The following is a 24,862-nucleotide window of genomic DNA, read 5'->3' as shown; positions in this document are numbered from 1 at the left end:
TTCAAAGGACTATCATGACATCGCATGCCGAAGCCGAGTTGCAGGGCCGTTTCGCTCTTGCCCAGAAAATGGCTGTCGAAGCCGGCGCCGTGGCGCTGGCGCATTTCAATGCGCGCGAGCGGCTGGTCATCGAGACCAAAGCCGATCCGCAGGATGTAGTCTCGATTGCCGACCGGGAAGTGGAAGAACTGATCCGCGCCCGCATCGCGGCGGCCTTTCCCGGCGATGCGGTGCTTGGCGAAGAATATGGTGTCAGCGCGGGAACCTCCGAGTTCACCTGGGTGATCGATCCGATCGACGGCACCAGCCCGTTCGTCAATGGCATGCCGACCTGGTGCATCTCCATTGCGGCACTGCGCGGCGAGGAGATCGTCGTGGGGGTTATCTACGTCCCGTGCAATGAGGAGCTTTATGCGTCGGCGCTCGGAATGGGCGCGACCCTGAACGGCAAGGCACTCTCCATCGATCCGAGCAAGACCATTCGCAATGCGGTGACGGGTATCGGCGCCAATCACCATGTCACCCCGGCAGTGGTCGCATCACTGGTGGAAAAGCTGCTGGAAGCCGGCGGCAATTTCATCCGCAACGGATCGGGCGCGCTTATGCTGGCCTATGTCGCGGCTGGCCGTCTTGTCGGTTATTACGAGCCCTATATGCATGCGTGGGACTGCATGGCCGGTTACTGCCTCGTCAAGGAAGCAGGCGGCTGGCACCATCCATTCCCGGCAAAGGGCGAGGCGTTGACCCGGGGCGCACCGGTTCTTGCCGCCGGTACGGGTGCAGTGGACGACCTGAGAAAGATCGCGGGCCTCTGATCCCGCCTGCGCGCCGCCGGCGCATCTGCGCTGGCGGCCTTGATACCATTTCAACCAGATTTTATGAGTGTACGACCTCGTTCCCGCAGTATTTCGTATGCTTCGCTGGGTAAAAATCCCGATAAAGGCTGCTTGCATTCGCAACGGGAAAGAAAGCAAAAATCTTGAAACTTTCCGCAACTGCTAAGAGCAGATCATTGACTTATTACAGCGAATAACGTGGATTAAAGTTGGTGTTGTCGATCACCGACTCTCGTAAAGCTGGATAGACATGACGTTCGTGCGAAATCTTATGTGGGCGCCTACAATTGGCCTATCCTGGCTGTGGGGTCTGGGTTTTTTCTATTCCATCCACGTCACGCTGACCTATGGCTGGCTTGGTTTCTTCGGTTTCGCGATCTCGAACGTTGGCGGTCTCTGGTTGTTCGGCTTCATTCTCGGCCGCAGCAAGCGGACGCCGGACCAGATCATGAAGGACATCGAAAACCGCTATGTCGGCGTCTTTCTGCTGTTCCAGATGGCGGCGCTCGTGGTGACGGTTTTCGGCTTCGTTGCCTATTTGTGGCAGCCGATTGTGGGCGAGGGCGCAACAATAGGCGTTGCTTTCCTGCTTCTGGCTTCCTGTGCCATCGGCCATGCGCTTTCACTGGAGCAGATCAAGAAGCTGCATATCCTCTATACGGTGATCGGCGTTGCCGCAGGGCTCGTGCTGCTTTCCGGCCTGCGGCAGACGTCGGATTATCCCGGTGTCCCGCTCCAGCAGTTCGATGCACGGTTTTACGGCCTTGTCATGCCGACGGTGATCGGCTTCCTGCTCGGCCCGTGGCTCGATATCCAGCATTGGCAGCGGGCGGTCTATATCAAGCGCGAGGGCGGGTCGGTCGGGATCGCCTATGGCGCCGGTGCCTTGCTGTTCTTCGGTTTTCTCCTGCTCAATGCTTCCATCGCGTCGACGGTCGGCCCCATCGGCAGCATCATTTCCATTGACGGCCTGCCGAGCGCGCAAGGGTCGGTTTCCGCAGCGGTTGTCCTGGCCGCGGAAAATGGTGCACCCTACCTGGCGATTGCCTTTGCGATCTGGACGATTGCGGCGCTCACATCGACGGTCGACAGTTTTTATTGCGCGACGAACTGGTATCTGCGCGGCAAGAATATGCGCAGCAACAGTCCGCTGCTGGCGCTTATTCCCGATGGCATCGCCTCGTCGCCGCTGTGGCTGCTGATCGGCGCGACCTGGGTTGCCTATGCCGCCGTGCCGGCAAACTTTTCGCTCATGTATTTCATGATGCCTTTCGCCACGCTGTTCGTCAGTGCGTCCGCCAATCTGGTTTGCGAGGCATTGGGCGCGAAACCGAAATTCGATCCCGTGCTGAGCTTCCTGATCGGCTGCGGATCGTCGCTGATCTTCGTTCTCGGCTATATCCAGCCGGTACCCGGCTTCCTGTTCCTGTCGCCGTTCATCGGCTTGATCGGCGCTTTGCCGGTCATCATCGAACTGGTGGGACCCCGCTCGAAGGCGATCCCGGTTGAAATCGTCGACCAGCCCATTCGGATGATGAGCACTGCCCCGCTGACAAACACGTCGGGCGGCGAGGAAATATCGCAATCGCATGGTTTCGATGGCGAGTGGTTCGTCATGCATCTCACCCCGACCTACGACGATACCAATTCGGTCGGGAACGTCTACTTCGCCAATTATGTGCGCTGGGTGGGCAAGGCGCGCGAATTGTTTTTCAATGTCTGCATGCCGGATTTCGATCTGGCGACGACGCGGTTCTACATCCTTACACGTTCCTTCACCCATGATTACCGGCGGGAATCGAAAGAGTTCGAGCAGATCAGCGTTCGTATCAAGATCGCCCGGCACAACCGCAAATTCGTCACGCTGCAGCACGAAATCCACAGCGCGGCGCAAGGTCTGCTCGGCCACGGCGAACAGTCCTTGATGTTCGTGGACAGGGATCAGTACAATCCGCTCGATATTCCCGGCGAAGTCATCAAGGGCTTCCTGGCCTACTGGCCAAAGGATTCGCGGCTGTCACCCAGCTATCGTCCAACTGTTCAGGACAAGACGAAGCGGCAGGCGTGAGCCGCCGGGCTGCTTCCTCTCTCTTCATCGGGGTTGAGAACGCGCCTCAGCTGGCGACTTCGTAGCGGTCGCGGTCGAAGGACATGAGGTCGGCTGTCTTGTCAAACGGCTCCGCCGGGCTGAACAGGAAGCCCTGCACCTGATCACAGCCTTCCTTTTGCAGGCAGGCCAGCTGTTCTCGGGTTTCAACGCCTTCCGCGGTGATCTTCATGCCCATGCTCGCACCAAGGCCCATCACCGCACGGATAATGGCAAGGCTTCCCCTGTTGTGCGGGAGGTCGCGCACAAAGGACTGATCGATCTTGATCTTGTCGAATGGCATCTTGCGCAGATAGCTCAGGCTGGAATAGCCGGTGCCGAAATCGTCAAGCGCAATGCTTACACCCATTGCCCGGAACTGCCGCAGCAGGGAAATCGCCGCGACATTGGCTTCGAGGAACACCGATTCGGTGATTTCGAGTTCCAGGCGGTTGGGCTTCAGCTTGTTGGTTGTCAGCGCATCGCGAACGATGGAGGCGAGATCCGAATGACGGAACTGGATCGCGGAAATATTGATCGCCACATGGATGTCGTCGGGCCAGGACACCGCCGTCTTGCAAGCCTCCTGGATGATCCATTCGCCGAGGGGGATGATATTGCCGGTCTCTTCCGCAATCGGAATGAAGATGGCCGGAGAAATATACCCGTGCACCGGATGCTTCCAGCGCAGGAGGGTTTCAAACCCGACGGTCTTGAGCGTGATGGCCGACACGATCGGCTGGAAATGCAGGATGAACTCCTGCCGCGCCAGAGCGCCGCGCAAATCCATGGCCAGGGCGCGCTTGGCCTCGATCCGCGCATCCATTTCGACTTCGTAGAAGCGATAGCTGTTCCGGCCCTCGTTCTTGGTGCGGTACAGCGCAAGATCGGCGCAGCGCATGATGTCGCTGACGCTGTCCATGGGGGCAAGCGCGATGCCGATGCTGATATGGATGTTGATCTGGATGCCATCGATCCAGAATGGCTGTGAGATGCGCCGCACGAGATCTTCCGCCAGTGCCGTCGCTTCGGGCTGGCCGGCGCCGGGGGCCAGGATCGCAAATTCGTCGCCGGACAGACGCGCCACGATGTAGCGGGCAGGGGATGTGCCGCGCAAACGTTCGGCGACCTGCTTCAGCAACTGGTCGCCGATGCCGTGGCCGAAGCTGTCATTGACCGTCTTGAATTCGTCGAGATCGATGCAGAACACGGCAAAGCCGGCAAGGCCGGTTTCCAGTTCCTTGGTTGCTTCGGCGAGCTGATCGGTGAACAGGGTTCTGTTCGGCAGATCGGTGAGCACGTCGTAGCGGGCGAGATAGGACAGCTTGTCTTCCGACTGCTTTGCCGCTGTCACGTCGGATCCAACCCCGCGATAACCGCAGAACTGCCCGGCATTGTCAAAGATGGCCTTGCCGGTCAGTGACCACCAGCGGGTTTCGCCCTTTATGTTGATCGGCAATATATGGTTGCGGAAGGTCGTGCGGTTTTCAATGGCCTGCCAGATCGACCCCACTTTCACCGCCTCTTCAGCGTGTGACTGGTCGACCTTGAACAGTTGCGCGAAGGGCATGCCCTGCAATTGCTTGGTGGTTTTCTCGGCGATCTGTGCCAGGCGCGGCGAGGTGTGCTGGAGCTTCAGGTCGGCGTCGGTTTCCCAGATCCAGTCGCTGGCATTCTCTTCGAAATCATAGAGAAGCAGGCTGATAACCTCCTTCTGCTGCTCGACCTTGATCTGGTCGAGCGTGCGCATGACGATCAGGTTGCTCATGTGCACGATGGTGAACAGGATGAACAGCGCATAGATGGCCAGCAAGATCGCAATGAAAAGAAAGAAGTCCTCGCCGGTTGAGGCGAGGGCAAAGAACGAGCCGGTGATGATCGCGCCTGAAAAGGCAATGGCTGCAAGCGGAACCACGGCCACGCCGATGCCGGTCGCCATGAGACCGGCCGCCGTGCAGGCGATCAGCAGCCTGTGGTAGGCGTCAGCTTCCAGAAAAAGCATGAGCGGAATGCTGGCCAGGCACAGGCCGTAACATGCGGATATGATGATCAGGTATTTGATGCCGGCGAAGCCAAGTTCCTTGACCTTTGGCACCTTGTACCATTGCCAGCAGGCAAACAGCGATGCGGCGGTCATGACGGTGACGATGGTCGCCAAGCTGCCCAGATACAGGCTATGTCCCTGATCCCAGAAGACAAACGCCACCACGAACACGACGCTCATGGCCACGATGACGGTAAAGGGCGCCAGTCGCAGCGCCACATCCATCTGTTCAGCGTAGACCCGCCGCTTGACGGCAGGATTTATCGTTCCCCGCATGCCGAACATGGAACGGATAGCGTCAGGCGTATGGAAATTCGACAGTTGCACTCACGGACCTCAGAAAGGCGAGTTCATATTTCCCTATGCTATTTTTATTACGTTCGGCATTGGTTAATTTGCTTACCATTTTTTATAATAGTTACCAATGTCTTTATGGTTGTATGGTTTATGCCTGAGTAATATGAGGTTATTTGCAAGAAGTTTTATAATTTCTCCGCTGGCAATGCGAATTGAATATGAATATTCAAATATAAAAGAGAATATCGATGTCTTGTAGTATTAAATTCATGTAAAAATCAAAGTCGCGTCCATGTATAAGGCGGGCGCGTTCACCGCCTGCGCGGCGGATCATTCAAGCGGTCCGCCTTGCCACGTTGTTCTAGGGTCCGGACCCTAGCCCCGGACAGCGAGAATTGCCGGCAGCAGGCCCGGAAAAATCTCGGCCAGTTCATTGTCGCGCAATTCGTTGATCCGCGAGGTGCCGTCGTTGCGGGTCTTGATGATCCCGGCCTCCCGCAGCACGCGGAAATGATGTGACACACTGGATTTCGGGCGTCCGTTCTCAAGCGCGGCGCAGGTTGCCTCACCTTCACGGGCCAACTGCCGGACAATCGACAGGCGGATGGGGTCGCTCAGCGCGTAAAGCACGGATTCGAGCTGCACTTCGGTGATCTGGGGATGGCGATATTCTCTCATGCACATATCCTAGCACAAAATTTTGTGTATTGCTATTGTTCGAATAATATCGAACTATGGAAATATAAGCGGACCCGAATGTCTGCAGCACCCCACCTTGGAGTAAACATATGGCTTCTCTTTTCGACCCCTTCACCTTGAAGGATGTGACATTGCGCAACCGAATCGCCGTTTCCCCCATGTGTCAGTATTCGGCAAATGACGGCGTGATCAATGACTGGCATCACGTTCATCTCGGCGGATTGGCGCGTGGCGGTTCCGGACTGGTGATTGTCGAGGCAACCGCTGTGTCGCCGGAAGGCCGGATCACGCCGGGTTGCGCTGGGTTGTGGAATGATGAACAGGCGAAGGCATTCGCACCGGCGGTTCAGACCATCAAGGATGCGGGCGCTGTTCCCGGCATCCAGATTGGCCATGCGGGGCGCAAGGCCAGCGCGAACCGGCCGTGGGAAGGCGATGATCATATTGCGGACGACGATCCGCGCGGCTGGGAAACGATTGCCCCTTCGGCCATTGCCTATGGCGGCGGGCTGTCGAAGGTTCCGCGCGCAATGACCAAGGCCGATATCGAGCGGGTGAAGCAGGCATTCGTCGACAGCGCCAAACGGGCACTTTCCGCCGGCTTCGAATGGCTCGAACTGCATTTCGCCCATGGCTATCTCGCGCAGAGTTTTCTGTCCGAGCATTCCAACACGCGCACCGACGACTATGGCGGCAGTTTTGAGAACCGCAGCCGCTTCCTCATCGAAACGGTGCAGGCCGTGCGGGCCGTCTGGCCGGACAACCTGCCGCTGACAGCGCGTCTCGGTGTCATCGAGTATGACGGGCAGGACGAAAAAACCCTCAGCGAAGCCATAGAACTTGTCAAACAGCTGAAGGCCAATGGCCTCGACTTCATCGATGTCAGCATGGGCTTCTCGCTGGGCAAGACCAATATTCCGTGGGGCCCGGCATTCCTTGGGTCCGTTGCGGAGCGTGTCCGCCGCGAAACCGGTCTGCCAGCCTCGACATCCTGGTACATCAGCACGCCGCAGGAAGCCGACGGTCTTATCCGTGATGAAAAGGTCGATCTTGTCATGTTGGCGCGTCCGCTGCTGACTGATCCGCACTGGCCGTTCCGCGCCGCCAAGGAACTGGGCGTCGAGAAGGCGGCCTGGGTTCTGCCTTCACCCTACGCCCATTGGCTGGAACGTTATCGGGCTGCTTGAGCCCTACGGGTAGATAGCATGGAGCCGGGAATGGAATTCTCCATACCCGGTTTCGCGGATGCGCGATTGGCATAAAGTGGGGCGTTGCGCCCCGCTTTTAGTATGGGATTTCCCGAACGCGCTGAAATAAGCAACGGCCTGCGTATTCCCCCATTGCAACTTCTCCTAGTGTTTCGGGTGATCATTCCGCACCAACACGAGGACGAAAACCATGGCAGTCCATTTGCATCCCGAGACCATCGCCCTGCATGCCGGCTGGCGGGCTGATCCCGCTACCGGCGCCGTGGCCGTGCCGATCTATCAGACGACCTCGTACCAGTTCCGTGACACGGAGCACGCGGCCAATCTCTTCGCGTTGAAGGAACTCGGCAATATCTATACGCGTATCGGCAACCCGACCACCGATGTCCTGGAGAAGCGCGTTGCCGCACTTGACGGCGGTATTGCTGCGCTCGCGGTTTCTTCGGGGCAGGCGGCGTCAGCCCTGGCCGTGCAGAACCTTGCGCGGGCCGGTGATAATATCGTCAGTTCCACCGATCTCTATGGCGGCACCTGGAACCTGTTTGCCAATACGCTGAAGGATCAGGGCATCGAGGTGCGCTTTGTCGATCCCCGGGACCCCGAAGCGTTTCGCCGGGCTACGGATGAGCGAACCCGTGCCTATTACGCAGAAACACTGCCCAATCCGAAACTCACCGTATTTCCGATTGCCGAAGTCGCCGCCATCGGGCGCGAATATGGCATTCCGCTGATCGTCGACAATACGGCGGCGCCGCTGATCGCGCGGCCCCTGCAGCACGGCGCCGCCATTGTCGTCTACTCGACCACCAAATATCTTGGCGGGCACGGTACCTCCATCGGCGGCATCATTGTCGATGGCGGCCAGTTCGACTGGGAGAAATTCCCGGAGCGGCAGCCAGCGCTGAACACACCCGATCCAAGCTATCACGGCGCGGTCTGGACGGAGGCGGTCAAACCCATCGGACCCGTCGCGTATATCATCAAGGCGCGGGTCACGCTTTTGCGCGATCTTGGCGCGGCGCTATCTCCCTTCAATGCGTTCCAGACCATCCAGGGCATCGAGACGCTGTCGCTGCGTCTCGAGCGCCACGTCGAGAATGCGCAGAAGGTCGCCGAGTTCCTGGCCAAGCGGCAGGAGATCGCCAAGGTCATCCATCCATCGCAGCAGAGCGGTCTCGATCGCGAGCGGGCGGAGAAATATCTCTCTGGCAGTTTCGGGGGGCTGGTCGGCTTCGAGCTCAAGGGTGGCCTGCAGGCAGGGCGCAAATTCATCGAAGCGCTCGAACTCTTCTATCACGTGGCCAACATCGGCGATGTCCGCAGCCTCGCCATCCATCCGGCAACGACAACGCACTCTCAGCTTTCACCGGAAGAGCAGCGCGCGAGCGGCGTTTCCGAAGGCTACATCCGGCTCTCGGTCGGCATTGAGCATATCGATGATATTCTTGGCGATTTGGAACGCGGCCTGAACGCATCGAAACTTGCACTCGCCGCTTGAAACCCAGGGTTGGTTGGAATTACGGACAGGATATTGTAATGTTCTGGAGTGAGGGATGGGCTTTCACCCACCCCTCCCTTCTAGAGTGTAAATCGAACCCGGACTATCAGCATCCAGCCGGTCCGGGTTCTTTTCACCTCTAGCGTGACGCTAAACGGTAATTTCCGCATAGATCACCTCCAGTTTTGAGAGCAAGGCCATTGCTGTGGTCGGGAGGCCCGTCTTCCCGATGCACCGGCTGGCTCGGTGTGTCTGCTTCGCCCTCAAATGGATCGCGTGTAAAACGCCTGTTCAATCCATTGCCCGTTTTCACAGAGCATCGCTAGAAATTCACAGTTGAATCATTTGAGGTAAGCGGTTGTTTTTGATGGATATTTAGAACTATTGTTGAATGATCCTCGCGTTCTCTCCGAAGAATGGTTCTGGCCATTGGCCTATGAAAGCAGAATTTCCCGATGATCTGGAGCGCAGCCTGAACGCATCGAAACTTGCACTCGCCGCTTGAAACCTCTGGTTGGTTGGAAACATCGATCAAATGTTGTAAGTTCTGGAGTGAGAGGCGGGCTTTCACCCACCTCTCATGGTCTAGTTCGAGAATTGAATCCGGACTATCAGCGTCCAGCCGGTCCGGGTTCATTTCACGACTAGTGTGATACCAAACGGCAATTTCCGCATAGATCACCTCCAGTTTTGAGAGCAAGGCCATTGCCGTGGTCGGGGAGGCCCATCTCCCCGATACACCGGCTGGATCGGTGCTTGCTGCTTCGCCCTCAAATGGATCGCGTGTAAAACGCCTGTCAATCCATTGCCCGTTTTCACAAAGCCTCGCTAGAAATGCAGAGTTGAATCATTTGAGGTAAGCGGTTGTTTTGAATAGGAATTTTCAACTATAGCCGAATGCGCCTGGCGTGATCTTGGCGCATAGTTCCGGCCGCGGGCCGATGAATCCACGATTTCCAGTATCGAAAAAGTTCATGCTTGCCCGTAAGCCCTATCGAAAAGTCGACCGGATCGGTATAGACGGTCGCAAACAGACAACAGGGCGGCTGCACAGGCAGCGCAAATGATGATGACGGTTGTGACACGGAAGACGGGAGAAGCGGCGGGAACGGCTGCGGGTGATGGATTGACCGCGGCGGCTGATCCGATGGTGGCGTTTGAAGGCGTTTCCAAGCGCTTTGCAGCAGGACGCACCAGTGCGGAAGTGGCCGCGCTCGACGGTGTCGATCTGATTGTCCCGCGCGGTTCCGTCACCGGTATTATCGGCCGTTCCGGCGCCGGCAAGTCCACCCTGATCCGCCTGGTCAACGGGCTGGAAAAGCCGACAAGCGGCCGCGTCGTTGTCGACGGAGTGAATATTGCCGAGCTTGACGAAAAGAGGCTGCGCGACGTGCGCCGCTCCATCGGCATGATCTTCCAGCATTTCAATCTGCTCTCGTCGCGCACGGCTTTCGACAATATCGCCCTGCCGCTTGAAATCGCCGGTGTCGACAGACAGACCATCGAAAAGCGGGTGACACCGCTGCTCGATCTGGTGGGGCTGTCGGACAAGCGTAATCGCTATCCCTCCGAACTGTCCGGCGGGCAGAAGCAGCGCATCGGCATCGCACGGGCTCTGGCAACGGAACCAAAACTGCTCCTCTCGGACGAAGCGACATCGGCACTTGATCCTGAAACAACCCGGTCGATTCTTGTCCTGCTCAAGACCATCAACAAGGAGCTTGGCCTCACTGTTCTCTTGATCACCCACGAGATGGAAGTGATCAAGACCATTGCCGATCATGTGGCGGTTATCGATGGCGGGCGCATCGTCGAACAGGGCCCGACTTTCGATGTGTTCACCGGTCATACCCATGCGACAACCCGGTCACTGCTGGGTGGATTGGCAGGGCTGCATCTGCCGGAGTTTTTGACGCGGCAGATGGTCGAGAAGCCGGAGCCGGGCTTGCGGACGATCCTGCGCATCATCTTCAAGGGCGAGAATGCGACGGAGCCCATGCTGGCGCGGCTCGGCAGCGATCTCGGTATCGAGGTCAATATCATGGCCGGTGCGGTCGACGAGATTGCCGGGCGCCCCTTCGGCATGCTGGTTGTTTCGCTGCTCGCCGATGAGGCAAAGATAGTCCAAGCCCGAAGCTTTCTTGCCGATCACGGTCTGTCATCGGAGGTTGTCGGCTATGTCCGCTGATATTTTTGCACTGCTGGTGAAATCCACCGGCCAGACGCTGTACATGGTCGCCGTGGCGGGCCTGATCGGCTCCTTGTTCGGCATTCCGCTCGGTGTTTTTCTGGCGACCAGCGGCCGCGGCGAGCTTTTTGCTGCGCCTTCGGTCAACAAAGTGCTCGGGCTTGTCGTCAATGCGGCCCGCTCGACGCCCTTCATCATTCTGGTCGTCGCCATCATTCCCTTCACCCGCATGATTGCCGGAACCTCCATCGGAACCACCGCCGCGATCGTGCCGCTGACCATTGCAACCATTCCCTTCATCGCGCGGCTGGTTGAATCGGCAATCCGCGAGGTCGATCCGGGGCTGACCGAGGCTGCCCGTGCGATGGGTGCAAGTCCCGCCCAGATCGTGTTCAATGTTCTGCTGGCCGAAGCGCGTCCCGGCATCACATCGGCCCTGACACTCACCATCGTCAGCCTGATCGGCTATTCCGCCATGGTTGGTGCCGTCGGCGGCGGCGGGCTCGGCGATCTCGGCATTCGCTACGGCTATCAGCGCTTCATGCCGGATGTGATGGCCATCGTGGTTCTGGTGCTGATCGTGCTGGTTCAGCTTGTGCAGAGCGCCGGTGACCGGCTGGCACGGCGGTTCGACAAGCGCATCCGCCCCCGCTGAAAACACGTTTACGTTAAAACAGGAGAGTACAATGTTGAAGAAAATCCTCGTCACCGCTGCGGTGGCGGCAATGCTCAGCGCGACGGGCGCTCTGGCCGAAACGATCAAGATCGGCGTGACGCCGGGCGAACACGCGCAGATCATGGAGAAGGTCAAGGAAATCGCCAAGCCAAAGGGCCTCGACATCGAGATCTTCGAATTTTCCGACTATGTCGTGCCGAACCAGGCGCTGAACGACGGTGAGCTTGATGCCAACTCGTTCCAGCACAAGCCTTATCTCGACAACCAGATTGCCGACCGCAAGTTCGATCTCGTTGATGTCGCCAACACCGTAAATTTCCCCATGGGCGTCTATTCGAAGAAGGTGAAGAGCTTCGATGCACTGGCCGATGGCGCGACGGTTGCCATTCCGAACGATCCGACCAATGGCGGCCGCGCGCTGCTGATCCTTGCCGACAAGGGCGTGATCAAGCTGAAGGAAGGTTCAGGCCTCAAGGTGACGCTCGCCGATATCACCGAGAACAAGAAGAACTTCAAGTTCGTCGAACTGGATGCTGCCCAACTGCCGCGTTCCATCGACGATGTGGATGCCGCTGCCATCAACACCAATTACGCGCTTGAGGCCGGCCTTGATCCGATGAAGGACCCGATTCTGAAGGAAGGCGAAAAGGCGCCTTACGTCAACCTGATCGCCGTGCGCAAGGCCGACAAGGACAAGCCCTGGGTCAAGGCGCTGATCGAATCCTACCATTCCGATCCGGTCAAGCAGTTCATCCTCGACAAGTACAAGGGTGCGGCTGTTCCAGCCTGGTAATCGACGGTTTCACTCCCCTTCGCCGATGGGTGGAGGGGAGTGGTTTGCTTCCATATCTTCAGATGCGTTTGCCGTTGCCGCCGAAAAGATGCAGCTTTTCCTTGGGGATGATCACCCTGAGATGATCGTCAGGCTGTGATACGGAGCGGCCGGCAACCCGCACGACCACCCGTTCGCCGCCAATGATGCCATACACATAACTTTCCGCGCCGACCGGCTCGACACCGAGCACTTTGAGGTCGAGCAGCAGGCCGCCGATGTGGCTCTCTGTCCCGGTGGCAACTTCCAGATCTTCCGGACGGAACCCGATGATCGCGTCCTTGTCGGATACGGTAATGCCTTGAGCCCCGATCCGCGTGCCGTCCTTCAGGATCAGGCCGGATTCATCCGCCGTTATCGGAATGAGGTTCATCGGCGGTGCGCCGATGAAGCTGGCGACGAATGTGCTGGCGGGCTTTTCGTAGATATCCAGCGGTGCGCCGATTTGTTCAACCGCACCGGCATTCATCACCACGAGAATATCGGCGAGCGTCATGGCCTCCAGCTGGTCGTGGGTGACGTAAACGCTGGTCACGCCGAGCTGGCGCTGCAGGTTCTTGATTTCTACCCGCATCTGGCCGCGCAGCTTGGCGTCAAGGTTGGACAGCGGCTCGTCGAAGAGGAACACTTTCGGGTTGCGCACGATGGCGCGGCCCATGGCGACGCGCTGCCGCTGGCCGCCTGAAAGCTCGCGCGGGCGGCGTTCGAGCAGATGTGCCAGCTCCAGCGTTGCCGCTGCCTCGCGCACGCGCTTGTCGATCTGGTCCTTCGGCATGCCGCGGTTGCGCAGGCCGTAGGCCATGTTGTCATAGACCTTCATATGCGGATAGAGCGCATAATTCTGGAAGACCATGGCGATGTCGCGTTCGGCGGGGCCGAGATCGTTGACAACCTTGTCGTCGATCTTGACCGTGCCGTCGGTAATGGATTCCAGCCCCGCGATCATGCGCAGGAGGGTCGATTTTCCGCAGCCCGACGGGCCGACAAGCACGCATAAGGCGCCGTCCTTGATGTCGATATCGACACCTTTGACCGCCTCGACGCCGCCGGCATAGACCTTGCGGACATTGGTGAGTTCAACACTTGCCATATGGGATCATTTCTCCGTTTCGACCAGACCGCGCACGAACCAGCGTTGCATCAGCACAACGACGAGGATCGGGGGGAGGATGGCCAGAATGCAGGTCACCATCACCAGATGCCATTCGGTGTCGGCATCGGCGAAGGAAATCATTTTGCGCAGACCGATGACGATGGTCGTCATGTCATTGCGGTTTGTCATCAGCAGCGGCCAGAGATACTGGGTCCAGCCGTAGATAAAGAGGATGACGAACAGCGCTGCGATGTTGGTTTTGGACAGGGGCAGCAGGATGTCCTTGAAGAAGCGCCATGGGCCTGCACCGTCGACGCGTGCCGCTTCCACCAGCTCGCCCGGTATGGTCATGAAGAACTGCCGGAACAGGAGGGTTGCGGTAGCCGACGCCATGAGGGGAACCGTCAGGCCCGTATAGGTATCGATGAGGCCGAGATCGACCATGACCTTGTAGGTCGGCAGGATGCGGACTTCGACCGGCAGCATCAGGGTGATGAAGATCAGCCAGAAGAAGACCATGCGGCCGGGAAAGCGGAAGAAGACGATGGCATAGGCCGACAGGATCGAAATGATGATCTTGCCGACGGCAATCGCCAGCGCCATGATCGTGCTGTTGATGAGCAGGCGGCCGACACTCACGCCGCCGATGCGGCCGATGCCGCCGAAAAGCGCCGTCGTGTAGTTTTCCCAGAAATGCCCGCCCGGCAGCAGGGACAGCGGCGGCCGCATGATATCCTGCAGCGACTGGGTTGACGCGATGAAGGCGTAGTAGATCGGGAAGGCCACGATCAGGATGCCGACAATCAGGATGATGTGGGCGACGAGACGGCCGATGGGATTGTTCTGGATCATCTCTGCGTTCCTCAGCCGTAATGCACTTTGCGCTCGACATAACGGAACTGGATCGCCGTCAGGCCGATGACGATGACCATGAGGATCACCGATTGTGCCGCGGAGTCGCCAAGGATCAGGTTGACGAAGCCATCATTGTAAACCTTGTAGACCAATGTTTCCGTCGCCTTGCCCGGGCCGCCGCCGGTGACGGCATGAATGATGCCGAACGTGTCGAAGAAGGCGTAGACGGTGTTGACGACCAGCAGGAAGAACGTCGTCGGGGCAAGCAGCGGGAAAATGATGGTCCAGAAGCGCTTGGTTTCGCCGGCACCATCAATGGCAGCGGCTTCGATCAGCGATTTGGGAATGGACTGCAGCCCGGCAACGAAGAACAGGAAATTGTAGCTGATCTGCTTCCATGCGGCGGCGGCAACCACCAGGAGCATGGCCTGGTTGCTGTTGAGCAGCGGGTCCCAATTGTAGCCGGCGGAGCGGATCATATAGGCGAATGTGCCCATTGAGGGATTGAACAGGAACAGCCAGAGCATGCCGGCAATGGCCGGGGCCACGGCGTAGGGCCAGATCATCAGGGTGCGGTAGACACCTTTGCCGCGGATGACCTTGTCGGCCATGACGGCGAACAGCAGCGCGAAGCCCATGGCAATGACTGCCGTGGCGATGGAGAAGATAACCGTGACCTGCAGCGAGTTCAGGTAGTTCGGGTCACTCAGGATGCGCTTGAAATTGCCGAGGCCGACGAACTGGGTCGACAGGCCGAACGGATCCTCGCGCAGCACCGACTGGCGGATGGCCTGGGACGCGGGCCAGTAGAAAAAGACAATCGTGATGGCAAGCTGCGGCGCCAGCAGCAGATATGGCAGGACCTTGTTCGGAAAAGTGACACGCGTTGACGATGCCATGATTGCCCCTCTTGAAAAGAGCCCCGTCCGCAAGACATGCGGACGGGGCGTTCATGAACCGGCTCTTACTGGCCGTTCGCCTGTTTGATGGCTGCATTGCCGCGCTTGACGGCATTGTCGAGCGCCTGCTGGGCGGTCTGCTTGCCGGAGAGCATGTTCTCGAACTCTTCGTTCTCGATATCACGCACCTGCGGCAGGTTCGGCAGGCGGACGCCCTTGGAGTTTTCCGTCGGCGCCTTGCCCATCATCTGCTTGATCGGAATTTCGCGGGCGGGGTTCTTGTCGTAGAAACCGGACTTCTTGGTGTCCTCATAGGCGGCAAGGGTGACCGGCAGATAGCCGGATACCTGGTGCAGGCGGGCCTGGATGTCGGTGCGCGACAGGAAGGTGAAGAAGGCGGCAACGCCCTTGTATTCCGCGTCGGACTTGCCGGCGAACACCCAGAGGCTGGCGCCGCCCGGTGTCGTGTTCTGCGGTGCACCCTTGGCATCGGGGTCATAGGGAAGCTGGCCGGTGCCGTAGTTCATGCCCGACTTGACCACGTCGCCCAGTCCGCCGGAGGATTCGGTGAAGATGCCGCATTCGCCCGACAGGAACAGCGGCTTGGCTTCGGATGTGCGCCCGCCGTAGCGGAACGTGCCGTCCTTGGCGAGGTCGGCCAGTTCCTGGAAGTGTTTGACATAGATCGGCGCGTTGATCTTCAGTTCGACATCGGTTCCGGCAATGCCGTTTTCATTGGTGCCGTAGGAAACATTGTTCCAGGCGGCAAAGTTTTCCGTGTGGATCCATGTCAGCCATGTCGAGGTGTAGCCGCATTTGGCCGCGCCGCTGGTCTTGATCTTCTTGGCGGCTTCCCAGACTTCCGGCCAGGTTTTTGGCGGGTTGTTTTCATCGAGGCCCGCCTTCTTGAAGATATCCTTGTTGTAGTAAAGGATTGGCGAGGAGCTGTTGTAGGGGAAGGACAGCATCGTGCCGTCCGGCTTGGAATAATAGGCGACAATGCCCGGCAGATAGAGGCTCTTGTCGAACTTTGCGCCGCCCATCGAGAGAATGTCGGCCACCGGTTTGATGGCGCCCTCGGCGCCCATCATGACGCCGGTTCCGGCGTCGAATACCTGCATGATATGCGGGGCCTGCTTGGCACGGAACGCGGCAATGCCGGCGTTCAACGTTTCCGGATAGGTGCCCTTGAACACTGGAACGACCTTGTAGTCGCTCTGGCTTTCGTTGAATTCCTTCGACAGGGTTTCAACAACCTCGTTGTTGGCACCGGTCATGGCGTGCCACCAGCTGATTTCGGTGACGGCAAAGGATGAAGTGGACGATGCTAGGATAAGTCCAAGCGCAAGGCTGAGCGAAGTGCCGCGAAATGTCATGTATGTCTCCCATAATGAGGCGTCGTTAGGAACACGCTTATTGGATGCGCTTATGGGCACTATCCTCATTATGTGACAGAGAAACAACAGTTTTATGACTTTGGTCGAATGTCTGGGTTAACGCCTGTGGAAAAAATGCTCAGCTGTTCACTTTTATGCCGGTCAGATGAGGGTGACGCCGGCCTTGCGCATATTCGCGACCATGGCGGCCAGTGATCCGCCCATGTCGATGGCGCGGCAGGCATCCAGCAGCACATCGGCGGTAAAACCGTGCGCCACCGCATCCAGCGCGGAGTAGGCGACGCAATAATCTGTCGCCAGCCCGACAAAGGTCACATTGGTGATGCCGCGCTCGCGCAGGTAGCCGGCAAGGCCGGTCGGGGTCTTGCGGTCGTTCTCGAAAAACGCCGAGTAGCTGTCGATGTGGGGACGGAAGCCCTTGCGGATGATCAGTTCGGCCTTGGTCCACTGCAGATCCGCATGGAAATCGGCGCCCGGCGTGCCCTGAATGCAATGGTCCGGCCACAGCGTCTGGTCGCCGTAGGGCATTTTCACCGTGTCGAAGGGCGCCTTGCCGGGATGGGAGAAAGCGAAGCTCGAATGGCCGGCCGGGTGCCAGTCCTGCGTCAGGATGACGTGATCGAACCGGATGATCAGTTTGTTGATGATCGGGACGATTTCACTTCCGCCATCCACGGCCAGTGTACCGCCCGGGCAAAAATCGTTCTGCACATCGATGACGACAAGCGCATCCCCAGCCATTTCATTTCTCCGATTGTCCGGTGGTCCGAATGTCAAATTCGTTCCACTAGGGATGGCAGTATGGACAATCGGAGAAAGTCGTCAACTCGGGTTTCGGGCGTAATGCAGATCGCCGTCGATCCAGACGTGATCGACCTCAAGCGCATCATCGAGATGCACGATATTGGCAACATATCCGGTGCCGATGCGCCCGTAGCGATGATCGATCCGGATGCTCTCGGCGGGATAGAGCGAGGCCATCCGCAGGGCTTCCTCCAGGTCCAGCCCAAGCTCGCGATGGACGAAGCGGACTGCCGAAATCATGTCGAGATCGGCTCCCGCCAGCGTGCCGTCTTCGAGCGTCAGGCGGCCGTCATGCCGCCGGATCGTCCGTCCGTTCAGCGTGAAGGTGGTGATATCCGTGCCGATGGTGGACATGGCGTCGGTCACGAGAAAAATCCTGGCCGGACCCTGCTTGGCACGCAGGGCAATCGCCATCGAGGCCTTGCTGACGTGGAAACCGTCGGCAATCAGCCCTGCCGACAGTTCGCCGGTTTCAAGGATGGCGCCGACAACGCCCGGGCTGCGGTTTCCGAGCTGGCTCATGGCATTGAAAAGATGGGTTGCCATGGACGCGCCGGCATCCTTGGCCGCGACAGCCGTTTCATAAGTTGCGCCGCTATGGCCGATGCTGACGATGACGCCCGCATCGACCATGGCCTTGATCTTGTCGACGGGGACGGTCTCCGGGGCGACAGTGGTGAGCAGTACCGGCAGTGCCTGCACGGCTTCCACGATCGCCACGAGATCGCTGTCCTCCATCGGGCGGATAAGCGCGGGATCGTGCGTGCCCTTGTGCGAGACGGAAAGGTGCGGCCCTTCCAGATGCAGGCCGATAAATCCGGTGACTTTCTCCAGCGCGGCCGCCTTGCCGGCGGCAATCGCCGCATTGGTGATGGCGGGGGTGTCGGTGATCAGGGTTGGCAGGAGGGCCGTCGTGCCGAAGGCGAAATGCGCCTGGCAGATGGTCCTGATCGCCTCGACGCTCGGGCCGTCGTTCAGAAGAACGCCGCCGCCGCCATTCACCTGCACGTCGATGAAACCGGGCACAAGCTTGCCGCCGTTGAGCGCGACCCGGCGAACATCCGCAGGGATGTCCGCCTGGGCAACGATACCGGTGATGGCGCCCGCATCGACAAGAATCGCCGAACCGGCATGCCAGGTTTCGCCGTCAAAAATGTCGGCGCCGGTCAGTGCATAGACAGTGCTCATATTGTTTCAGTCACTTTTCTCAAATGCGGTGGCTCGTCCGGATTCAATCCGCGGCTGCGGGCGAAATCTTCCACGAAAGCATAGAATGATACCAGCAGTGTGAGCGGGTCCGTCAATGGGTGCGACGTCGCGATGAACGGCAATGCGGTGGCTTTCGACGGCTTCGCCGATGTCAGGAAGACGGCGGCTTCCTGTTCGGCAAGGCGATCGGCAGCCTGCACGATTGAATCCTCGGCCGCATCGCGTGCTGCAAGCACCAATACGGGGAAATCCTTGCCGACGATGGCCTTGGGTCCGTGCATGACTTCGGCGGCGCTGTAGGATTCCGCGTGCATGGCGCTGGTTTCCTTGAATTTCAGCGCCACTTCGTTGGCAATGGCAAGGGATGGTCCGCGCCCGAGCACGAAAAGCGAGTTTTCGCCCTTCATGGCGGCGCCGAACGGCGACCAGTCGCAGCGGATGGCCGCGGCAAGGGCCTTGGGCAGTTCATCGATGGCGGCAAGCAGTTCCTTGTTCTGCGTCCAGTGGCCGATCATGGCGAGACCGGCGACCGCCGAGCTGACAAAGGTCTTGGTGGCGGCGACGCTGCGTTCCTGTCCCGCCAGGATATCGATGGCGAGATCGCTGGCATAGGCGAGATCGGAATTGATTTCATTGGTGATGGCGAGCGTCAGCGCGCCGCTTTCGCGTGCCGCCTTGGTCATGCTGACAATGTCGGGGCTCTTGCCGGACTGGGAAATGGAGAGCGTTGCGGCGCTCTCGAGTTTCAGGGTGATGCCATAGATCGACGCGACGGACGGTCCGAGCGAGGCGACGGGAATGCCTGCGGTCAGTTCCGTCGCGTATTTCAGATAGGCTGTCACATGGTCCGATGAACCGCGGGCAATGGAGGCCAGGAAGGGCGGGTTCTTCTCGCGCAGTCTTGCTCCGGCATTGGCCAGCGTATCGCGGGAAGCGTCGAGAAACCGCGCGGTTACATCGGGGATGGAGCGAATTTCTTCGCGCATGAGAGTTCCGTTGGTGGTCAAAGTACTGCTCCTGAAATTTCCGAGGAGTCGCCGAGCTTCAGCTCCGCGACAAATTCATAGGCATCCGCCCGATAGATCGACCGGGTAAATTCGATCACTTTTCCCGATTCGAGATAGGATATGCGCTCGATGTTGAGGCTGGCGGAACCCGCGGGCACCTCGAGCAATTTGGCATCGGCCTCCTTCAGGATTGCCGCCGAAATGCGCTGAATGGCGCGGGCCGGGCGATTGCCGCCCTCCGCCAGCACCGCATAGAGCGACAGCGTGACCAGTTCCGGATTGGGCAGCACCTGAATGGACAGGGCGGCGCGTTCAATCGCCATGGGCGTGTCATTGGCAACGCGCAAGCGGCTGATGCGGGCAACTTTCTCGCCCGAGGAAAGACCGAGTGTGACCATTTCTTCCGGCGAGGGCGGGTAGATGCCGCGATCGAGCCATGTGGAACGCACGATCATGCCGCGCCGCGCCATGTCCTCGGTGAACGAGGTCAGATGCGACAGCGATTGCTCGACCCGTTCCGAACGGGGCGCGACAAAGGTGCCGGAGCCATGCCGCTGCACGAGCAGGCCGGTGTTGACCAGCCCCTGAACCGCCTTGCGCACGGTGACACGCGAAATATCGGCGATGGTGGCAAGTTCCCGTTCGGGCGGCAAGGCATCGCCCGGCTGCAGCATGCCGTCGCGGACAGCCGTTTCGATCAGCCGCTGCAGTTTGACGTAGAGCGGGCCGCCGCTGGCAGAACCGTCGTTCAGGGAAGGCAGGATATCGATCAACCCGTCAGCCATGCACGGCCTCCTTGCGCGCCGGCGCGAAGTTTTTCACCGCCAGTTGCACCGCGCCCGTCAGCGCGTCATGCAGCGGCTTTTGCAGCTTTGCCCGATACGGGGGCGAAAGACGCTGTTCGAACAGCGGCCCCAGTCCGCCGATCAATGACAGGCGTTCCTGTGCGGATGGCATGATGGCATCGAGCCCCTCTTCGATCTGTGTCGCCGCCCTGTTCACAATCGCCAGTGCCACGGCATCGTTGCGGGCAGCATACTCAAAAACCAGCGGCGTAAGCGTACCGAAATCGCTGGGGCGTGCCGCATGGGCAAACTCGACGATCCGGTGAGGATTGTTTTCAAAGCGTTGGAGGACGGCCTCTGTCAGGGGTGACGAAGGGTGAAACCGGTCATGGGCCAGCAGGGCCTCTTCCAGGAGATCGCGGCCGATTCGCGCGCCGCCGCCAAGATCACCCACCTTGAAGCCCCAGCCGCCGGCAAACCGGATGTCATCGCCTTCGCGCGTGACGAACAGAGTGCCTGTGCCGATGATGACCACGGTTCCGTCATTGTCGCCGAGCGCACCCTGCAGGGCGATCGTGCCATCGGATGTTACCAGGGAATACTGAAAGGGCAGGGTCGTCCGCAGCTTCTCGCCATTGCCGCCGACCATGGCGCCAGCGAGCCCAAGAACCGCCGCGGTCGCGGGAATCATTGCGGCATCGATCCCGGCTTCGGCAAAGGCTGCATTTGTCGCGCCGAGAATATTCAGGCGCGCGTTTTCCATGTCGGTCATGATGTTGGCCGAACCGCTTTTGCCGATGCCCAGAACATGGCCTGTCATATCGGCCACGGCTGCCCTGCAGCCCGTTCCACCACCATCAATTCCCAGGAGATATGTCACACTCATTGCCCTCCGAAAATAGAATACCAATAAAATACCAATAGCCAAGCGTTAATTCCAGGTTTTTTCGACTTTTATTCATCATGCTGATTTTATTGAATAATTTAACTTGTATGAAAAACAGTGCATGATTTTTTTAAGAACCTCTGGACAAGTGGTATTTTTTTGGCATTAATTATCGCAACGAGGAGAGGCGAGTGGTGGTAACCCGTACCGAGCAACGCAACGACAAGGCATCCGGATTGGACGAGCGATCGCCAGCCGATGTTTTGCGTTTGCTGCACGAGGCGCAGATCGAGGCAGCGGCTTCGGTGGCGCGGGCGACGGATTCCATTGCAGAGGCCGCGCTGCTCGCCGCCGAAACCCTGGCCGCGGGCGGGCGTATCGCCTATGCCGCCGCCGGCAGTTCCGGCCTGATGGCACTTGCCGATGCACTCGAACTGCCCGGCACCTATGGCATCGCGCCGGACCGCGTGGTGATCCTTCTGGCGGGTGGTGTTGAAAGTCTTGTGCGCCTTGCCGGCGGTTATGAGGACGATGTGGCGCAGGCCGCCCGCGATATCGCCGGCGCCGGCCTTGGGCAGGGCGATTGCCTGATTGCCATTTCGGCCAGCGGCACGACGCCCTATGCGGTGGCGGCCATCGATGAAGCCAGGCGGCGCGGGCTGAAGATCATCGCAATTGCCAACAATCCGGCTGTGCCGCTGTTCAGGCATGCCGACGTGGCGATCACGCTGGAAACACCGCCGGAAATCGTCGCCGGTTCGACACGCATGGGGGCAGGGACCGCGCAGAAAATTGCGCTCAATCTTCTCTCCACGCTCATGGCCGTGCATCTGGGGCACGTGCATGACGGCTACATGGTCAATCTTGTTGCCGACAATGAAAAGCTGCGCGAACGCGCCGCTCTCATCGTTTCGGCCATCGCCGCCTGCGACATCGCCGATGCGAAACAGCATCTGGCTTCAACCGATGGCTCAGTAAAGCGCGCAATCCTGCTGGCAGCGGGTGCAGCCGACGCAAAACAGGCATCACACATTCTCGAAAGCAATCAACAGAGGCTACGCCCGTCGCTTTCGACACTGAAAGGGAGCCTCGGCTCTCGTTAACGGCACTGCTCAAAGGGTGCAACAGGAGACTAAAATGGGAAGCACGACTTTAAAATCACTGCTCATGGCAACGAGCATCCTGGCTTCGGCCGGCTTTGCTCATGCCGCCGATACAACGCTGACAATCGAAAGCTGGCGTACGGACGATCTTGCCATCTGGCAGGAAAAGCTCATTCCGGCCTTTGAAGCGAAGAATCCTGGGATCAAGGTCAAGTTCGCTCCGACGCCGCCGACCGAATATGATGCCGCTCTTGGCGCCCGCTTCGATGCCGGCAGCGCCGGTGACATCATCACCTGCCGTCCGTTCGACAAGTCGCTGGAACAGTTCAAGCGCGGCAACCTGTCGAGCCTGAAGAGCCTTCCGGGCATGGAAAACTTCACGCCTGTTGCCAAGGCGGCATGGAGCACCGATGACGGTTCCGACACGTTCTGCGTGCCGATGGCATCGGTCATTCACGGCTTCATCTACAACAAGGATGCCTTCGACAAGCTGGGCATTGCGGTTCCAACGACCGAAGCCGAGTTCTTCGCCGCTCTCGACAAGATCAAGAAGGACGGCACCTACATTCCGCTCGCCATGGGCACGAAGGATCTCTGGGAAGCCGCAACCATGGGCTACCAGAACATCGGACCGAACTACTGGAAGGGTGAAGAAGGCCGTACCGCGCTGATCAAGGGTACGCAGAAGCTTACCGATGCCGATTGGGTTGCGCCTTACAAGACGCTTGCCAAGTGGAAGGATTATCTCGGCGACGGTTTCGAAGCCCAGACCTATCCGGACAGCCAGAACCTGTTCACGCTCGGCCGTGCGGCGATCTATCCCGCCGGTTCGTGGGAAATCTCGCTGTTCAACACGCAGGCACAGTTCAAGATGGGCGCGTTCCTGCCGCCGGTGCAGAAGGCCGGCGACACCTGCTACATCTCCGACCATGCCGATCTTGGCGCAGCGATGAATGCCAAGAGCAAGAATCCGGAAGCGGCCAAGAAGTTCCTGAGCTGGGTTGCTTCGCCAGAATTCGCCGACATCTATGCCAATGCGCTGCCGGGCTTCTTCAGCCTGTCGTCGACACCGGTCAAGATGAAGGACCCGCTGGCGCAGGAATTCGTGTCCTGGCGCGAAAAGTGCAAGCCGACGATCCGTTCGACCTATCAGATCCTGTCGCGCGGCAAGCCGAACCTGGAAAACGAAACCTGGGTTGAATCGGCCAATGTGATCAACGGCACCGATACGCCCGAAGTTGCAGCCAAGAAGCTGCAGGACGGTCTCGACAGCTGGTACAAGCCTGCGAAGTAAGCAATCGAATGCCGGGGCGGTTCGTGCCGCTCCGGCATTTCGCTTATTCCGAGCAAATTTTGTTTATGCGAAACCAAGGCCGATGTATTTGGGCCCAAACAAAACGTGCTCAGAAGTGGCAATCATTGCCGCTGCATTCGTTTGACGAACGGCAGTCGTGGACCGGTTTTCCATGACCAACAAATCAATAAGCAGGGGTTTGCGAATTAATGAGCACGGCCGACTATTCCCAGTCTGACAGCGGTCAGGACAAACGCGCACGGCGCTGGCACATCCTTGTGTTCCTGCTGCCGGCGGTGATCGTCTATACGGCGATCATGATCCTGCCTTTGATCGAAACCCTGCGCCTGTCGCTGTTCAATGTGGTTGACGGGCAGAGTGTGTTTGTCGGTTTCGGCAATTTCCAGACCCTGTTCGGCGAACCACGCTGGTCGGCGAGTTTCTGGAACGCGCTGCGCAACAATTTCGTGTTCTTCCTGATCCACATGCTGGTGCAGAACCCGATCGGCGTCGCCCTGGCTGCGCTGTTGTCGGTGCCCAAGCTGCGCTTTGGCGCGTTTTACCGCACGGCGCTGTTCCTGCCGACCCTGTTGTCCTTCGTGATCGTCGGTTTCATCTGGAAGCTGATCCTGTCGCCGATCTGGGGCGTATCGCCCTACCTGCTTGATCTCGTCGGCCTGAAATCACTGTTCGCACCCTGGCTCGGCCGGCCGGACACGGCGCTGATCACCGTATCGCTTATCTCGGTCTGGCAGAATGTCGGCATTCCGACGATGCTGATCTACGCATCGATGCTGAGCATTCCCGAAGAAGTTCTCGAAGCGGCGGAATGCGACGGCATTACCGGCTGGAGCCAGTTCTGGAAGATCAAGCTGCCGCTGATCCTGCCCTCCATCGGCATCATTTCCATCCTGACCTTTGTCGGCAATTTCAACGCCTTCGACCTTGTCTATACGGTGCAGGGCGCGCTTGCCGGCCCCGACGGGTCGACCGATATTCTGGGAACGCTGCTGTACCGCACCTTCTTCGGTTTCCAGCTGCAGATCGGCGACAAATCCATGGGTGCGACCATTGCCACGGTGATGTTCCTGATCATCCTCACGGGTGTGTGCATCTATCTCTTTGCCATCCAGCGGCGCATGCGCCGGTACCAGTTCTAGGAAGGT

The 24,862-nt window shown here is 59.0% G+C and carries 21 protein-coding genes; 10 read left to right on the top strand and 11 right to left on the bottom strand.

Annotation, left to right across the window (positions count from 1 at the left end):
• Positions 1-14: 14 nt before the first annotated feature.
• Both AC1Q5O_RS09815 and AC1Q5O_RS09810 read left to right on the top strand, forming a co-directional pair.
• Positions 15-815 carry an inositol monophosphatase family protein gene (locus AC1Q5O_RS09815; protein ID WP_289015085.1) on the top strand — a complete coding sequence of 267 codons (801 nt, stop codon included), beginning with the start codon at positions 15-17 and terminating at the stop codon, positions 813-815.
• A 292-nt stretch (positions 816-1,107) separates the two neighbouring features.
• Positions 1,108-2,904 (top strand): acyl-CoA thioesterase, encoded by a 1,797-nt coding sequence (locus AC1Q5O_RS09810; RefSeq protein WP_403177145.1) that lies wholly within the window; start codon positions 1,108-1,110, stop codon positions 2,902-2,904.
• Positions 2,905-2,950: 46 nt separating this feature from the next.
• Here the strand turns inward: AC1Q5O_RS09810 and AC1Q5O_RS09805 are convergent, their stop codons facing one another.
• A complete protein-coding gene (locus AC1Q5O_RS09805; protein ID WP_426136929.1) occupies positions 2,951-5,293 on the bottom strand; it encodes a putative bifunctional diguanylate cyclase/phosphodiesterase in 2,343 nt (780 codons plus the stop codon).
• Positions 5,294-5,638: 345 nt separating this feature from the next.
• Positions 5,639-5,941, bottom strand: a complete 303-nt coding sequence (locus AC1Q5O_RS09800; protein WP_223612679.1) for an ArsR/SmtB family transcription factor — start codon at positions 5,939-5,941, stop codon at positions 5,639-5,641.
• Between the two features lie 110 nt (positions 5,942-6,051).
• Between AC1Q5O_RS09800 and AC1Q5O_RS09795 the strand changes: the two genes are divergently transcribed.
• From AC1Q5O_RS09795 to AC1Q5O_RS09775, 5 genes are all read left to right on the top strand, one after another.
• Positions 6,052-7,149: an NADH:flavin oxidoreductase/NADH oxidase gene (locus tag AC1Q5O_RS09795; protein WP_492562641.1), complete on the top strand. Its 1,098-nt coding sequence runs from the start codon at positions 6,052-6,054 to the stop codon at positions 7,147-7,149.
• A 211-nt stretch (positions 7,150-7,360) separates the two neighbouring features.
• Entirely contained in the window at positions 7,361-8,668 is a 1,308-nt protein-coding gene (locus AC1Q5O_RS09790) for an O-acetylhomoserine aminocarboxypropyltransferase/cysteine synthase family protein (RefSeq protein ID WP_492562640.1), read from the top strand.
• A 1,147-nt stretch (positions 8,669-9,815) separates the two neighbouring features.
• Positions 9,816-10,856 (top strand): methionine ABC transporter ATP-binding protein, encoded by a 1,041-nt coding sequence (locus AC1Q5O_RS09785; RefSeq protein ID WP_492563143.1) that lies wholly within the window; start codon positions 9,816-9,818, stop codon positions 10,854-10,856.
• Positions 10,846-11,511, top strand: coding sequence for a methionine ABC transporter permease (locus AC1Q5O_RS09780; protein WP_492562638.1), 666 nt, complete (start codon positions 10,846-10,848; stop codon positions 11,509-11,511). Before AC1Q5O_RS09785 ends, AC1Q5O_RS09780 begins: the two co-directional genes overlap by 11 nt.
• A 31-nt stretch (positions 11,512-11,542) precedes the next feature.
• Positions 11,543-12,325 (top strand): MetQ/NlpA family ABC transporter substrate-binding protein, encoded by a 783-nt coding sequence (locus AC1Q5O_RS09775; protein ID WP_492562636.1) that lies wholly within the window; start codon positions 11,543-11,545, stop codon positions 12,323-12,325.
• Positions 12,326-12,383: 58 nt separating this feature from the next.
• On the opposite strand, the gene AC1Q5O_RS09770 is transcribed toward AC1Q5O_RS09775, so the two are convergent.
• From AC1Q5O_RS09770 to AC1Q5O_RS09730, 9 genes are all read right to left on the bottom strand, one after another.
• The gene (locus AC1Q5O_RS09770; RefSeq protein ID WP_492562634.1) at positions 12,384-13,454 is read right to left on the bottom strand and encodes a sn-glycerol-3-phosphate import ATP-binding protein UgpC; all 1,071 of its coding nucleotides are present in this window, start codon (positions 13,452-13,454) and stop codon (positions 12,384-12,386) included.
• 6 nt (positions 13,455-13,460) lie between these two features.
• Positions 13,461-14,309 carry a sn-glycerol-3-phosphate ABC transporter permease UgpE gene (gene ugpE / locus AC1Q5O_RS09765; RefSeq protein WP_346305246.1) on the bottom strand — a complete coding sequence of 283 codons (849 nt, stop codon included), beginning with the start codon at positions 14,307-14,309 and terminating at the stop codon, positions 13,461-13,463.
• Between the two features lie 11 nt (positions 14,310-14,320).
• Positions 14,321-15,211 (bottom strand): sn-glycerol-3-phosphate ABC transporter permease UgpA, encoded by an 891-nt coding sequence (ugpA, locus tag AC1Q5O_RS09760; RefSeq protein WP_223612685.1) that lies wholly within the window; start codon positions 15,209-15,211, stop codon positions 14,321-14,323.
• A gap of 65 nt (positions 15,212-15,276) precedes the next feature.
• Positions 15,277-16,587 carry a sn-glycerol-3-phosphate ABC transporter substrate-binding protein UgpB gene (ugpB, locus tag AC1Q5O_RS09755; protein WP_223612686.1) on the bottom strand — a complete coding sequence of 437 codons (1,311 nt, stop codon included), beginning with the start codon at positions 16,585-16,587 and terminating at the stop codon, positions 15,277-15,279.
• A gap of 162 nt (positions 16,588-16,749) precedes the next feature.
• The gene (pncA, locus tag AC1Q5O_RS09750; RefSeq protein WP_223612687.1) at positions 16,750-17,349 is read right to left on the bottom strand and encodes a bifunctional nicotinamidase/pyrazinamidase; all 600 of its coding nucleotides are present in this window, start codon (positions 17,347-17,349) and stop codon (positions 16,750-16,752) included.
• 81 nt (positions 17,350-17,430) lie between these two features.
• Positions 17,431-18,600, bottom strand: a complete 1,170-nt coding sequence (nagA, locus tag AC1Q5O_RS09745; RefSeq protein WP_492562631.1) for an N-acetylglucosamine-6-phosphate deacetylase — start codon at positions 18,598-18,600, stop codon at positions 17,431-17,433.
• Entirely contained in the window at positions 18,597-19,607 is a 1,011-nt protein-coding gene (locus tag AC1Q5O_RS09740; protein WP_223612689.1) for an SIS domain-containing protein, read from the bottom strand. Before AC1Q5O_RS09740 ends, nagA begins: the two co-directional genes overlap by 4 nt.
• Positions 19,608-19,624: 17 nt before the next feature.
• Positions 19,625-20,413: a GntR family transcriptional regulator gene (locus tag AC1Q5O_RS09735; protein WP_223612690.1), complete on the bottom strand. Its 789-nt coding sequence runs from the start codon at positions 20,411-20,413 to the stop codon at positions 19,625-19,627.
• On the bottom strand, positions 20,406-21,299 hold the full coding sequence (locus tag AC1Q5O_RS09730) for a glucosamine kinase nucleotide-binding domain-containing protein (protein WP_492562629.1): 894 nt from the start codon (positions 21,297-21,299) through the stop codon (positions 20,406-20,408). Before AC1Q5O_RS09730 ends, AC1Q5O_RS09735 begins: the two co-directional genes overlap by 8 nt.
• A gap of 191 nt (positions 21,300-21,490) precedes the next feature.
• Here AC1Q5O_RS09730 and AC1Q5O_RS09725 point away from each other — a divergent pair, with 191 nt between their 5' ends.
• The 3 genes from AC1Q5O_RS09725 (at position 21,491) to AC1Q5O_RS09715 (ending at position 24,856) form a co-directional block, all read left to right on the top strand.
• A complete protein-coding gene (locus tag AC1Q5O_RS09725) occupies positions 21,491-22,402 on the top strand; it encodes an N-acetylmuramic acid 6-phosphate etherase (protein WP_492562628.1) in 912 nt (303 codons plus the stop codon).
• Between the two features lie 34 nt (positions 22,403-22,436).
• Complete coding sequence (locus AC1Q5O_RS09720) at positions 22,437-23,696, top strand: ABC transporter substrate-binding protein (RefSeq protein WP_223612692.1); 1,260 nt, start codon at positions 22,437-22,439, stop codon at positions 23,694-23,696.
• Between the two features lie 209 nt (positions 23,697-23,905).
• Positions 23,906-24,856 carry a carbohydrate ABC transporter permease gene (locus AC1Q5O_RS09715; protein ID WP_223612693.1) on the top strand — a complete coding sequence of 317 codons (951 nt, stop codon included), beginning with the start codon at positions 23,906-23,908 and terminating at the stop codon, positions 24,854-24,856.
• The last annotated feature ends 6 nt before the right edge of the window (positions 24,857-24,862 follow it).

The organism is Phyllobacterium sp. MT110, assembly GCF_058792715.1.
The sequence above is the reverse complement of the archived record's forward strand: the minus strand, read 5'-3'. Positions and strand labels throughout refer to the sequence as shown.

Coding starts and splice junctions, on each gene's coding strand:
- AC1Q5O_RS09815 (WP_289015085.1), top strand. CDS start 15: ATGACATCGCATGCCGAAGCCGAGTTGCAGGGCCGTTTCGCTCTTGCC.
- AC1Q5O_RS09810 (WP_403177145.1), top strand. CDS start 1,108: ATGTGGGCGCCTACAATTGGCCTATCCTGGCTGTGGGGTCTGGGTTTT.
- AC1Q5O_RS09800 (WP_223612679.1), bottom strand. CDS start 5,941: ATGAGAGAATATCGCCATCCCCAGATCACCGAAGTGCAGCTCGAATCC.
- AC1Q5O_RS09795 (WP_492562641.1), top strand. CDS start 6,052: ATGGCTTCTCTTTTCGACCCCTTCACCTTGAAGGATGTGACATTGCGC.
- AC1Q5O_RS09790 (WP_492562640.1), top strand. CDS start 7,361: ATGGCAGTCCATTTGCATCCCGAGACCATCGCCCTGCATGCCGGCTGG.
- AC1Q5O_RS09785 (WP_492563143.1), top strand. CDS start 9,816: ATGGTGGCGTTTGAAGGCGTTTCCAAGCGCTTTGCAGCAGGACGCACC.
- AC1Q5O_RS09780 (WP_492562638.1), top strand. CDS start 10,846: ATGTCCGCTGATATTTTTGCACTGCTGGTGAAATCCACCGGCCAGACG.
- AC1Q5O_RS09775 (WP_492562636.1), top strand. CDS start 11,543: ATGTTGAAGAAAATCCTCGTCACCGCTGCGGTGGCGGCAATGCTCAGC.
- AC1Q5O_RS09770 (WP_492562634.1), bottom strand. CDS start 13,454: ATGGCAAGTGTTGAACTCACCAATGTCCGCAAGGTCTATGCCGGCGGC.
- ugpE (WP_346305246.1), bottom strand. CDS start 14,309: ATGATCCAGAACAATCCCATCGGCCGTCTCGTCGCCCACATCATCCTG.
- ugpA (WP_223612685.1), bottom strand. CDS start 15,211: ATGGCATCGTCAACGCGTGTCACTTTTCCGAACAAGGTCCTGCCATAT.
- ugpB (WP_223612686.1), bottom strand. CDS start 16,587: ATGACATTTCGCGGCACTTCGCTCAGCCTTGCGCTTGGACTTATCCTA.
- pncA (WP_223612687.1), bottom strand. CDS start 17,349: ATGGCTGGGGATGCGCTTGTCGTCATCGATGTGCAGAACGATTTTTGC.
- nagA (WP_492562631.1), bottom strand. CDS start 18,600: ATGAGCACTGTCTATGCACTGACCGGCGCCGACATTTTTGACGGCGAA.
- AC1Q5O_RS09740 (WP_223612689.1), bottom strand. CDS start 19,607: ATGCGCGAAGAAATTCGCTCCATCCCCGATGTAACCGCGCGGTTTCTC.
- AC1Q5O_RS09735 (WP_223612690.1), bottom strand. CDS start 20,413: ATGGCTGACGGGTTGATCGATATCCTGCCTTCCCTGAACGACGGTTCT.
- AC1Q5O_RS09730 (WP_492562629.1), bottom strand. CDS start 21,299: ATGAGTGTGACATATCTCCTGGGAATTGATGGTGGTGGAACGGGCTGC.
- AC1Q5O_RS09720 (WP_223612692.1), top strand. CDS start 22,437: ATGGGAAGCACGACTTTAAAATCACTGCTCATGGCAACGAGCATCCTG.
- AC1Q5O_RS09715 (WP_223612693.1), top strand. CDS start 23,906: ATGAGCACGGCCGACTATTCCCAGTCTGACAGCGGTCAGGACAAACGC.